Annotated in this window: 7 protein-coding genes and 1 pseudogene; 3 read left to right on the plus strand and 5 right to left on the minus strand. The window is 59.2% G+C overall.

Annotation, left to right across the window (positions count from 1 at the left end):
- The first annotated feature begins 363 nt into the window (after positions 1–363).
- On the plus strand, positions 364–579 hold the full coding sequence (locus tag N2603_RS42890; RefSeq protein WP_027545726.1) for a hypothetical protein: 216 nt from the start codon (positions 364–366) through the stop codon (positions 577–579).
- Between the two features lie 181 nt (positions 580–760).
- Here the strand turns inward: N2603_RS42890 and N2603_RS42895 are convergent.
- Positions 761–1,099: pseudogene (locus N2603_RS42895) on the minus strand (PaaI family thioesterase); the annotation flags it as partial.
- Between the two features lie 327 nt (positions 1,100–1,426).
- Here N2603_RS42895 and N2603_RS42900 point away from each other — a divergent pair.
- Positions 1,427–3,736, plus strand: coding sequence for a PAS domain-containing protein (locus N2603_RS42900; RefSeq protein ID WP_260386941.1), 2,310 nt, complete (start codon positions 1,427–1,429; stop codon positions 3,734–3,736).
- 102 nt (positions 3,737–3,838) lie between these two features.
- On the opposite strand, the gene N2603_RS42905 is transcribed toward N2603_RS42900, so the two are convergent.
- From N2603_RS42905 to N2603_RS42915, 3 genes are all read right to left on the minus strand, one after another.
- Positions 3,839–4,063 carry a hypothetical protein gene (locus N2603_RS42905; RefSeq protein ID WP_260386942.1) on the minus strand — a complete coding sequence of 75 codons (225 nt, stop codon included), beginning with the start codon at positions 4,061–4,063 and terminating at the stop codon, positions 3,839–3,841.
- Positions 4,064–4,150: 87 nt separating this feature from the next.
- Positions 4,151–4,507 (minus strand): hypothetical protein, encoded by a 357-nt coding sequence (locus tag N2603_RS42910; protein WP_260386943.1) that lies wholly within the window; start codon positions 4,505–4,507, stop codon positions 4,151–4,153.
- Positions 4,508–4,548: 41 nt separating this feature from the next.
- Positions 4,549–4,719, minus strand: coding sequence for a hypothetical protein (locus tag N2603_RS42915; protein WP_260386944.1), 171 nt, complete (start codon positions 4,717–4,719; stop codon positions 4,549–4,551).
- 909 nt (positions 4,720–5,628) lie between these two features.
- Between N2603_RS42915 and N2603_RS42920 the strand changes: the two genes are divergently transcribed.
- Positions 5,629–12,090, plus strand: coding sequence for an AAA family ATPase (locus N2603_RS42920; protein ID WP_260386945.1), 6,462 nt, complete (start codon positions 5,629–5,631; stop codon positions 12,088–12,090).
- Positions 12,091–12,205: 115 nt separating this feature from the next.
- Here the strand turns inward: N2603_RS42920 and N2603_RS42925 are convergent, their stop codons facing one another.
- On the minus strand, positions 12,206–12,853 hold the full coding sequence (locus N2603_RS42925) for a response regulator transcription factor (RefSeq protein WP_027545724.1): 648 nt from the start codon (positions 12,851–12,853) through the stop codon (positions 12,206–12,208).
- Positions 12,854–12,878: the final 25 nt, after the last annotated feature.

Here is a 12,878-nt window from a genome sequence, read left to right on the forward strand (position 1 = left end):
TGACTTCTTCAGATGATCGGAGCTTTACGAAGGGGTGATTGAGACTGTGATCTCGATCGCCCTAGTGTACATGCATGGGAAAGCGCATCGGCTCATCCGATGCGACAGTGGGAAAAGGATCATCGACGAACGGAAGGAGACCACAATGCAGAGCCGTCCGGAATGCCCCAGGACTGCTGGTGCCGCGCGATGTGCGGTCTGTGACGGCAAGTTTGGTCTCGTCCGGCATTATTCGTGGCGCACGCCGCTTTGTTCGCAAAAGTGCGTCGATCGCTTCAGAGCACGCCGGGAAAGCGACCGCAGCTGGCTGCCGTGGTTCCGGATCGCCCTGAACCCGTTGGCGGAGAACCGCGCGAGGGTATCATGACATTCGAGATCTCACGACGAGGCAAGGCATATCTGGAAACAGCACAGACCTTGCTCCGCAGCGCCCGGACCATGACCGACTGCGCGATTGCGGCTCAGCTCAGGGCCCTGGCCGAGGACTATGAGCGGCGTGCCGAGAAAGCGTCACATGCCGACGCGGCCAAGGCTTTGGCCCGCTCGGCTACTTCCGCCGAACAGGTGAACGTCTGGTAAGCCCTGACGTGTCAGCCTTAGCAAACGACCGCGCTAATGCTTTTTCATGAAGGTAAGGACAGCCTGGTCGTAGACGCTGGGCTTTGTGGCGAACGTAATCGGCCGCAGCTCGGCTACGCAAGCTCTGACGTTCCTGGCGCCGGCGGCCTAAGAGTTGCCCTGCCTACCCTCCAATTCAACGTCAACCTTTCGCGCTCCCCTTCGGAACTTCGAACACAAGGCACGTCGTCGTCGCATGCGCAAGCAGCCGATCCCTTGCATCGGTGATGCGCGCCTCGGCGGTGGCGACGCGGCGACCGGCGTTGAGCACGCGGCCCTCGGTGCGGATCACGCCGCGCGTCTCGCTCATGCCGCGCACGAATGAGATCTTGAATTCCAGCGTGGTGCCCGCGGGCAGCGTGCTCTGCACTGCGAGCCCCATCGCGGAATCCAGGAGGATCGCGGCATAGCCGCCATGCACCCAGCCGATCGGATTGTAGTGGCGCAGACCCGGCACGCTGTAAATCACGACGGCGCCGGGTTAGCGATCGGCCATCACCGGAAGTCAGTTCGTTTCTCGCGCCGGTGCATTCTTCCCTGCACTTCAGCCTCGACGCCCTGCTCAAGAAGCGCTCGCGCGCCGCTGCGCAAGACCTCGGTCAGCGGGCCTTCAAAAAGTTCCTTTTTGGGAGAGCTGGAAAACGTTAGTGTTCGTCAGGGCGTATCACTCCTTCAGTGGAGAAGTGGAAGCTTCCGACCACCCCACGATACGCCGTTTTATCCCATTTCGCGTTTAACTCCTCGTTGGTCGGCTGGCTCACGAATGAGGCAAGCCATGGTACATCGGGACCCTTCAGCGCCAACACCCATGCCGACGACTTTCCGGTACGGCATTGCAGTTCTGTCCGTAACAATCGCGATCGGGTTGGATTTCTTCCTGTTGCGACGTTTCGAGGTCAAGTTGACGCCGTTCTTGTTCGCAGTCGCCGCGACCGTTTGGTACGCGGGAGCCGGGCCAGGTGCGCTCGCAATTGTCCTTTCAGTCCTCAGCCTTAATTACTTCTTCCTACGTCCCTCGTTTTCCTTGAGCCCAATTAGCTATGCTGATCTCGTTTATCTAGCCGTTTGCACATCTTGCGCCTTGGCTGTCGGTTGGGTCAGCGCCGTGCGACGACGGGCAGAGCAAGAGCTTCGTCAGGCCCGCGAAGAGCTCGAGGCCAAAGTGGTGGAACGGACCGCCGATTTACAGCGGAGCGAGGGATATTTGGCGGAAGCACAGAGGCTGAGCCACACCGGTTCCGCGGCCTATAACGACACGGAAATTCTTTATTGGTCCGAGGAGGCTTCCCGCATCTGGGGGTTTGATCCGCCGCAAGGCATTCCGAGCCGCGAAGCGGTGTGGCAACGGATTCACCCAGACGACCGAGACAGGGTGAACGAAAACATCGAGCACGGCGTGCGCGAAAAGATAAGCTTTGTGAACGAGTTCAGAATCATATTGCCCAATGGAACGATCAAACACCTCGAAGCAACTAACAATCCTGTGTTTTCGGCAAGCGGAGAGCTTCTGGAGATTGTCGTCACGGGCATCGACGTGACGGAGCGCAGACGGGCCGAGGAAGCATTGCGGGAGAGCGAATACAAGCTCCGTGAAATCATCGAAACAGTGCCAGGCTTGCTCTGGTCACTGGACCCCAACGGCGAACCGACCCATATCAATCAGCGCACGTTGGACTATAGCGGCCTGCGAGTTGAGGATCTCAAGCAAGGTGGCTGGCACGCATTTCTGCACCCTGACGACCTTCCGGAAAGTGCGAGGGCTTTCTCGCACGCAATTCAGACCGGCACTTCGTACCAACGCGTGACCCGTCTCCGTCGGGCGGACGGGGAGTTTCGTTGGCACGATTCTCGCGGAGAGCCTCTGCGCGATCGGCAGGGACGCATCATCCAGTGGTATGGCCTGTCTGTTGACATCGATGAAGGCAAGAAGGCCGAAGACCGGCTACGCCGCAGCGAAGCCTATCTGGCGGAGGCACAGAGGCTGAGTCACAGCGGTGTATCGGCGTTCAACGAGACGGCGATTCTCTATGGTTCGGAGGAGACGTACCGCATCTGGGGGTTTGACCCGGCGGAAGGTGTTCCGAGCCGCGAAGCCGTGTTCCAACGAATCCACCCCGACGACCGGGGCCGACTACTCGCAGAAGTTCAACGCGCGGTGAGCGAGAAAAGAGACTACTCGATCACGTACAGAATCGTGCTTCCCGATGGAACGATCAAATACCTCGAAGTATTCGGCCGGCCTGCCTTCGCCGCAAGCGGAGAACTTGTCGAGATTGTCACTACTCAGATCGATGTGACGGAGCGCAAACGCGCTGAAGAAGCATTGCGGACAGTAGAGGCGCAAGCTCGCGAAAATGAGCAGCGATACCGAGAGGCACAGTTGGAACTCGTGCACGCCAATCGCGTGGCAACGATGGGACAGCTGACATCATCAATCGCGCATGAAGTGAACCAGCCGATCACCGCAGCAGTAACGTACGCGTTGGCCGCTCGGCGTTTCCTAAGCGCGGAGCCGCCAAATTTTCATGAAGCGGATGACGCGCTCTCTCTGATTGTCAAGGAGGGCAATCGCGCCGGCGAGGTCGTCGGGCGAATCCGCGCGCTCATTAAGAAGGCACCCATACGAAAGGACGCCGTAGCGATCAACGATGCCATCCTCGAGGTTATTGCTCTCACCCGTGCGGAGGCCGCAAACAATAGCGTCTCGGTGCGGACGCAGTTGGCGGAGGGCTTGCCGCGTGTCCAGGGAGATCGGGTCCAGCTGCAACAGGTGCTGCTTAACTTGATCATCAATGCCATGGAAGCAATGCGCGATGTGGGCGAAGAAGAACGAGAATTGCTCATCAGCACCCGTAACGAACCGGACGGGGTGTCAGTCGAGGTGCGAGATTCAGGTCCAGGCTTCGCGCCGGCGGCTCTTGAGCGCGTGTTCGAGGCTTTCTACACCACGAAACCGAGCGGTTTGGGGCTTGGGCTCTCGATCTGCCGGTCGATTATCGAAGCGCATAACGGACGATTGTGGGCGAGCCCAAACGTGCCACGTGGCGCGATTTTTGAGTTCAGCCTTCCCACCTACCTAGACGTTGCCAACCGACCAGTCGTCGCCAGCGCTAACTAGTCCCTGTGCGGTGATGGACGTCCGCCAACTCTTGGCCGCCCGGCTGCCACACTAGGCTCTGGTGGCCTCAAGGCATTGCCTTTGTTCTTAGCGTGAGGACAATCATGTTGATGCCAATCGCGCTGAATGGCTTCGCCCAAGCAGCTTCTCATCGCGAGTCGGCAATAACCCGCGCTCATAAGCCAGCTTGTAGGCGTATGCGGCCGTTAGTCCGTTGCTCATCGCAAGTTCGGTTCCTTTGATGGGATCGCCTAAATAAGCATACAGGATTTGCTCGCGAATTTCCTTGGTGATCCTGTTGCGGCTGTTCCACCTTCCACTTGTCATTTTGGCGCCTCCTTATGCGAAGCAATACACGGCATCGGACGAGTTGGAGCTAGTGGGCAGGAGCTGCTGATCGCCGTGCGCTCGCGATCAGCCCATGCTCCCAGGCATGAAGCAGCGCGCCTTCGGGTGACCATTTAGGTAGTAAGGCCAGACCATGGTACGGCCAGTGCGGTTCGGCCCATCCACGACAGCGTCGTTCGGAACATCAACCCACTCGCCATCCATGCGTACGCGATAGTGACCATCCTTAGTTTCCCAATCGGCGTCATCAACGCGCTTCGCATCGCTGCCATCGCAGCAGGGCCCTTTGCCGCTGTGCAAGCTCTCATACCAACTGTTCAACTCAGGGTGCCGATAATCGTGGGCGCGAGCGTGACCGATTGTAGAAATCGACGACATGACAGTGAATACAACGAGCGTTGCATGCCAAAAGTGATTGTTCATCTCACACTCAGTCCCGGCATCTCTCTGTGCAGTCAGGAAATTCATCCTTCCGCATCAACATGCGAAGCTCTTTCAGCTCGCCGCTGGTAGTCGTCGGCAAAGGCCTTAAGCTGACCCGCAATCGCTGCGTCGGTCATGGTTTTGGCAGCGCGGAGCAAAGTCTGTGCTGTCTCTATATATTCCTTGCCTCGTTGTGAGATCTGGATCGTCATAAAGCCCTCGCGCGGTTCTCGGGCAGATGATCAAAGGCGATTTGGAGCCAACCCACCCAATTGCGGTCACTTTCCCTGCGAATTCTGAAGCGATCGACGCACTTCTTGGAACAAAGCGGGGTTCGCCACGAGTAGTGCCGGACGAGACCAAACTTGCCATCACAAACTGCGCATCGCGCGGCACCGCCAGATCTAAGACTTTCGGAGCAGTCGGGCATTGGAGTCTCCTCTTGGTACTATCCTCGCTGTTCGTCGATCATCCTTTTTTCACCGTCGCACTTCATGAGCCTGGTGCGCTTTTCCAGCACGTGCAGCCTAAGACGATCGCGATCAGCGGCTCAATTGAACGTAGGTAATCGTCCGGCATCTAAAGGGGTAACGGAACGATACGAAGGTTTATGGGGCTCGCCGTTAAGGCCGACGACTTCCGCAACGGGCCATTCTCGACTGAGCCAACCGGTGCTGCCGCCGGCTGATGTCTGCTCCGCTCCGAAAGCGACCGAAGCGCTGCATCGCCGCGAAATGACGCGAAGGGCCACAAGGGGCCCCACGCGCCGCACACCAAGTGCCCGTGTCACTCGATCACCGGTTGATCAAGTCGCGGTAGACTTGCATGAAGACGAACTATTTGAACTGCGTCGCATACTTTCCCGCAATCTCATTGATCTGCTCCTCGGTCAGCTTTTTTGGCGCGATACCGGGAGCACTGCGGGTTTCGCGAAAAAAGGCATCTAATCCGGTCGGCGTCCCGATCCACTGGTAAAGGTTTCGGTTGACAGTTGATTTGGTAAGGCGCCAAATTTTCGGGGCAGGCGGCAGTGCTCGCCTATCCGGCTGCACGGTCGCCGATAGAGCGTGCCAGCGCGCGGGATGACGACTTGCGACCCGCGTGATAGTGGAGTCCGGCAGTTGAATCCGTCCACTCTGTTCGGCACAAGGGGGAATGGTGACCTCCAAATCTTGTGGGAGGACGGCGAACGTGTGTTCTACGGAAGCATTGGCCGCGCCGACGCTGATCGCCCCGTGCTGGTCGTGTTGCCTGCAGCGGAACTTCCCTCCCCTGCCACCCTCGATCGCCTCGCTCACGAATATGGATTGAAGGAGGAGCTGGACGGGGCGTGGGCGGTGCGTCCACTCGAGTTGATTCGTGAGGGCGGCCGGATCATGTTGGTGCTCGAGGATCCCGGCGGCGAGCCGCTCGAGCGATTGCTCGGCGCGCCTTTGGAGACGGACCACTTCCTGCGCCTGGCGATCCACATCACTGTGGCTCTCGGCAAACTTCATCGGCGAGGCCTGCTGCATAAGGACATAAAGCCCGCCAATATCATGGTGAACTGCGCGGACAGGCAGGTGCGCCTTACTGGATTCGGGATCGCATCACGCGTGCCGCGTGAGCGACAGGCGCCTGACCCACCGGAGACTATCGCCGGTACACTCGCTTACATGGCGCCCGAACAAACCGGACGGATGAATCGCTCGATCGATTCCCGCAGCGACCTCTACGCGCTCGGCGTCACGTTCTACCAGATGCTCACGGGCTCCCTGCCGTTCATGGCCGCCAATCCCATGGAGTGGGTGCACTGCCATATCGCCAGAAAGCCGCTGCCGCCCAGTGAACGGTCTGAGAAGATCCCCGCTCCGGTCTCCGAGATCATCATGAAGCTGCTCGCGAAGACCGCCGAGGAGCGCTACCAGACGGCAGCTGGCGTCGAGAGTGATCTTCGGCACTGTCTTGCTGAACAGGAGCGTAAAGGGCGCATCGATCCCTTTGCGCTTGGCGAACACGACGCGCCCGATCGGCTGCTGCTTCCCGAGAAGCTGTACGGAAGGGCGCGCGAGATAGAAACCTTGCTCGCCTGCTTCGATCGCATAGTCAACAACGGCGCGGCGGAGCTGGTGCTCGTCTCGGGATATTCCGGCATCGGAAAATCCTCGGTCGTCAATGAACTGCATAGAGTGCTTGTTCAACGGCACGGAATCTTCGCATCAGGCAAGTTCGACCAGTACAAGCGCGACATCCCCTATTCGACCCTGGCGCAAGCCTTTCAGAGCTTGATCCGACCACTGCTTAGCAAGAGCGATTTAGAGTTGGCTGTATGGCGCGAGGCTTTTCGCGAAGCATTAGGCCCGAACGGGCGGCTTATCGTAGACCTGGTTCCGGAGCTGAAGCTCATCGTCGGCGACCAGCCACCGGTCCCTGAGCTGCCGCCCCATGACGCGCAACGCCGCTTTCAGCTGGCTTTCCGGCGCTTTCTCGCCGTGTTCGCTCGGCCGGAGCACCCGCTGCCGCTGTTCCTCGACGATCTGCAATGGCTCGACTCGGCAACGCTGGACCTGCTGGAGGATTTGTTGACCCAGCCGGACGTGCAACATCTAATGTTGATCGGGGCCTACCGGGACAACGAGGTCAATTCCGCCCATCCTCTGATCAGCAAGCTCGAAGCGATCCGCAAGGCGGGCGCGGTCGTGCACGAAATTATCCTTGCGCCTCTCGCCCGTGAAGACCTGGGACGGTTGATTGGGGATGCTCTTCACTGCGAACCCGAGCGCGTCACCGCGCTGGCAGAACTGATCCATGAGAAGACGGAGGGCAATCCATTCTTCGCCAATCAGTTGATTTCTGTACTTGTCGAGGAGGGTTTGCTCACATTCGATTATGGTGATGGGCGATGGTCCTGGGACCTGAACAGCATTCGCGCCAAGGCTTATACCGACAACGTCGCAGATTTCATGGTGGCGAAGCTGAGCCGTCTGCCGCAAACGACTCAGAAGGTTCTCGGCCAGTTGGCTTGCCTGGGGAATGCTGCCGAGTCGGAGACGCTTGCGCTGGTTCACGACGCGAGCGAAGAAGCGACAAACGCAGCGTTGTGGGAAGCTGTTCGAGCCGGCCTCGTCCTTCGTTCGGGCAGCACGTACGCATTCCTCCACGATCGCGTCCAGGAGGCTGCCTATGCGCTCATCGTCGAGGACAAGAGGGCCATGGCACATCTTCGCATTGGCCGATTACTTGCCGCGCGCACCCCACCGGAGCACCTCGAAGAGAACATCTTCGACATTGTGAACCAGTTCAACCGTGGCGCGGCGCTGATCAGCACAGAGCCGGAGTGTGAGCAGGTCGCCACGTTCAATCTCATGGCAGGTAAGCGTGCCAAGGCGGCCACCGCCTACGCCGCAGGCCTGCGGTATTTTGCCGGCGGGCGGGTGCTGCTGGGGGAGAATGGTTGGGAGCAGTGCTACCAGCTCACCTTCGACCTCGAGATCAATTGGGCCGAGTGCGAATACCTGACCGGGGAGTTGGCGTCAGCGGAAGAACGGCTCGCCATGCTGTCAATTCGCGCACAGAACACAATTGATTCTGCTGCCGTTACCTGCGTGCGCATCAATCTTTACACGACCTTGGACCAGAGCGACGACGCCGTCCGGGTCGGCTTGGAGTATCTGTGCCGCGTCGACGGCAAGTGGTCGGCCCATCCAACGACGGAGGACGTTCGCCTGGACTATGATCGATTATGGCCGCGGCTGGGCGCTGGCTCGATTGAAGCACTGGTTGACTTACCGCCGATGAGGGATCCGGATCGGTGCGCCACCATGGACGTGCTAACCGTGCTCACGTCGCCAGCCTTGTTCACTGATTTGAATTTGTTCCGGCTGATCGTCAGTCGGATGGCGACCTTCAGCCTGGAGTACGGCAACAGCGACGGATCATGCCTCGCCTATGTGTGGCTGGGGGGCGTCCTGGGCACCCATTTCGGAGAATACCAAGGAGGGGCCCGCTTTGGCAGGCTTGGCCTGGACTTGGTCGAGAAGCATGGACTCGTCCGCTATAGGGCTCGCGTCTACCTGGTGTTTGCCGTCCATGTCGCTCACTGGACTGAGCCCTTGCAGATATCTCACGCCTTCCTGGGGCGGGCCTTTGATGCGGCGCTGGTTGCTGGTGATCTTTCTTATGCGGCCTATAGCCGTATCGACGTGATTACAAACCGTATTGCTGCCGGAGACTTGCTCAGTGAAGTCGAGCGAGAGGCCGACCACGGTCTCGACTTCGCGCGGAAACTACGGTTCGGTCTCGCCAGCGATTGCATCACCGGGCAGCTCGGGCTGATCCGGATGCTCCGCGGACTGACGCTGGACTTCAACTCCTTCAATGACGCGGAATTCGAAGAGAGCCATTTCGAGCGACGCCTGGAGAACAATCCAGAGCTGGCCATTGGCGCGAGCTATTATTGGATTCGCAGGCTGCAAGCGAGCGTCTACGCCAACGACGCGGCATCTGCCATCACGGCTGTATCGAAAGTAGCATTGCTGCTCTGGACGATTCCAACCCAATTTGAGTTGGCCGAGTACCACTTTTATGGAGCGCTCGCTCGGGCGGCGCATTGCGATTCGACCTCGCCCGAGGAGCGGTGTCAGCATTTGGAAGCGCTGGCCGCTCATCACAGGCAACTCGCGGTGTGGGCAGAGAACTGCCCTACAACTTTCGCAAATCGCGCCGCATTGGTAGGTGCCGAGATTGCGCGCCTTGAAGGGCGGGAGCTGGACGCGATGCGCCTCTATGAAGAGGCCATTAGACTGTCGCGCGAACACGGTTTCATCCAGAATGAGGGCTTGGTCCACGAACACGCCGCCCGGTTTTGCGCGGCGCGCGGCTTTCAGACAATTGCTGAAGCATATCAGCGAAACGCCCGGCGCTGCTACCTAAGTTGGGGTGCTAATGGGAAGGTACGGAAACTCGACGAAACGTATCCGCACCTGCGGGAGAATGAGGTAGTCCCTGGTCCGATGAGCACCATCGGGACGCCCGTCGAACATCTTGACCTCGCGACGGTGATTAAGGTGTCGCAAGCCGTCTCAAGTGAGATTGTGCTAGAAAATCTGATCGACACGGTCATGCGTACTGCAGTGGTGCAGGCAGGTGCCGAGCGAGCGCTGTTGATTTTGCCGTGCGGGCAAGCGCCTCGAATTGAGGCGGAAGCCACGACCAGCGGCGATACGGTGACCGTACGTCTGGTCGACGAGGCTGTGACCGAGCGCGTGCTGCCCGAGTCTGTGCTGCACTACGTCATGCGCGCACGCGAGAGTGTTATTCTAGATGATGCCGCGGCCGAGTCTCCGTTTAGCGCGGATTCCTATATCCGTCAGCGCCAGGCCCGGTCCATTCTTTGCCTGCCGTTGCTGAATCAAGCTAAATTCATCGGCGCGCTCTACCTCGAAAATAACCTGACCCCTCGCGTCTTCGCGCCCACCCGGATATCGGTCCTAAAGCTACTCGCGTCGCAGGCCGCGATCGCATTGGAGAATGCGCACTTGTATCGCGACGTCGCGGAGCGCGAGAAGCAACAAGCTGCCACCTCTGAGATGCTGCGCCTCATCTCGAACTCGCCGATTCAGTCGGTGCTGGACGCAGTGGCCGAAAATGCCGCGCGCCTGTGCGACGCGAACAATGTGGAGATCTTCCGCCTGGAGGACAACCTTCTTCGGTTGGTAGCTTCATACGGGGAAATTCCAGTGGTTATCCATGCCTATCAGGGCGTTCCCGTAAACCGAGACACGGTGACCGGACGGGCCGCATGCGATCGTCGGACCATTCATGTCCATGATCTCGCCGCAGAGGAGGGCGAGTACCCGGTGGGCAGCAGTAACGCAAAACGCGAGGGCCACCGCACCACGCTTGGGACGCCGTTGTTGCGCGAAGGTACCCCCGTTGGAATAATTCTAGTACGGCGAATGGAGGTCCGACCGTTCTCCGACCAACAGATCGCGCTTCTCGAGACCTTCGCCGACCAGGCGGTGATCGCCATCGAAAACGCGCGCCTCTTCGAATCCGAGAAGCAACGCAGATTGGCGCTTGCGCATGCCAACCGCGAGCTGACAGAACGCGAAGCGAAGATCCGGCACCTGGTTGACGCTAACATTATCGGGATCATCATCTGGAACATCGACGGTCAGATTATCGAAGCCAATGACGCGTTCCTGCGCATGGTGGGATATGACCGTTGGGACCTCGCCGCAGGGCGTGTCAATCGGACAGATCTGACTCCGCCGGAATGGCGCGAGCGCGACGCACGGACGATGGCAGAGCTGAAGGCGAGCGGAACCGCGCAGCCATTCGAAAAGGAGTACTTCCGTAAGGACGGCAGCCGCATCCCCGTCCTGATCGGCGTCACCGCGTTCGACGAGACACGGGACCAAGGAATCGGCTTCGTGCTGGATCAGACCGGGCCCAAGCGCGCCGAGGTGGAATTGCGCGAGTCGGAACAGAATTACCGCATGTTGTTCGAATCGATTGACGAGGGTTTTTGCACGATTGACGTTTTGTTTGACCAGAACGAAAGGCCGGTCGATTATCGTTTTTTGCAAACCAACCCGTCGTTTGAGCGACAAACGGGAATCAAGAATGCTGCCGGCAGACGGATGCGCGAAATCGCGCCACAGCACGAAGAACATTGGTTCGAGATTTACGGCAGAATTGCCCTCACGGGCGAGCCGATGCGCTTTGAAAATGAAGCCAAACAACTCGGACGCTGGTACGACGTTTACGCCTTCCGGGTCGAAGACCCCAAGCGCAGACTCGTCGGAATCCTTTTCAACGACATCACCGAGCGCAGGCGGGCGGAAGCCGAAGCACGCGACAGCGAGCGCCGCTATCGCGACGTCCAGATGCAGCTGGCGCACGCCAACCGTGTCGCCACCACGGGTCAGCTCTCGGCCTCGATCACCCATGAAGTGAACCAGCCGATCACAGCGGCAGTCACATACGCGTTAGCCGCTCGGCGTTTCCTAAGCGCGGAGCCACCGAATTTTCGCGAGGTGGATGACGCGCTCTCTCTTATTGTCAAGGAGGGGAATCGCGCAGGCGAGGTCGTCGCGCGAATCCGCGCGCTGATTAAGAAGGTGCCCGCACGAAAGGACGCCGTAGCGATCAACGATGCCATCCTCGAGGTTATTGCTCTCACCCGCGCGGAGGCCGCAAACAATAGCGTCTCGGTGCGGACGCAGTTAGCGGAGGGCTTGCCGCGTGTCCAGGGAGATCGGGTCCAGCTGCAACAGGTGCTGCTTAACTTGATCATCAATGCCATGGAAGCGATGCGCGACATCGGCGAAGAGGAACGGGAATTGCTCATCAGCACCGGTAACGAACCGGATGGCGTGTCAGTCGAGGTCCGAGATTCAGGTCCAGGCTTCGCACCGAAGACTCTCGAGCACGTTTTCGAGGCCTTCTATACCACGAAATCGGGCGGTCTGGGGCTTGGGCTGTCGATCTGCCGGTCGATTATGGAAGCTCACGGCGGACGATTGTGGGCGAGCCCTAACGTGCCACGTGGCGCTGTTTTTCGCTTCGTTGTGCCTGCTCATCCGGCCGCCGCATCGTGAGTAAATGCCGCTTCGGATCCAAGACGTGGCAGCCGCCGAGTCTTAGCAGGCACCCTGATCATCGGTGGTGAGACGCAATGGGACCATTACGGAAGATGCAGGCTGAGCGTCCGCGCTAGGCAACGCGACCCGGGCTACGCGGTTTTGTCGGCGTCAGTTGCAATTGGTCGGCCATGCGCGTCAGGTCAGGCAAGGACGATGCCCGCATCTTACGCATGACTTGGCCACGATGAACCTTTACCGTGATTTCGCTTACGCCGAGGTCGTCTGCGATCTGCTTGTTTAACCGCCCGCTCACCACGAACGCCATGACCTCGCGCTCCCGCGGCGTCAACGTTTCGAAACGAACTTTCAGCTCTGCCATAGCTCGTTCCTGCGCAAGCCGCGCTCGATCGCGAGCATGACCGAGCTGAATCGCTTCAAGCAAATCCTGCTCTCGGAACGGCTTTGTTAGGAATTCGATTGCGCCCCCCTTCATCGCCTGCACCGACATTGGAATGTCACCATGTCCGGTAATGAAGATGATTGGCAGCTGCCTTTTGGCACCTGCTAGTTCGCGCTGCAGTTCGAGTCCGCTCTGGCCGGGAAGCCGCACGTCAAGCACCAGGCAAGTGGGGCCTTCTGGCGGATCCGCGTCTAGAAATTCGCTCACCGAACCGAGTAGGCTGACCCGAAAGCCCGCCGATCGAAGCAGCTTGCCTAATGAGTCCCGCACTCCCGGATCATCGTCGATGACCATTACTGTTGGCGGTTGCTCTACCACATGTTCCTCGTTGACATGCGCATAA

Origin of the sequence: Bradyrhizobium huanghuaihaiense, from assembly GCF_025200885.1 — a bacterium.
Lineage (GTDB): Bacteria > Pseudomonadota > Alphaproteobacteria > Rhizobiales > Xanthobacteraceae > Bradyrhizobium > Bradyrhizobium huanghuaihaiense.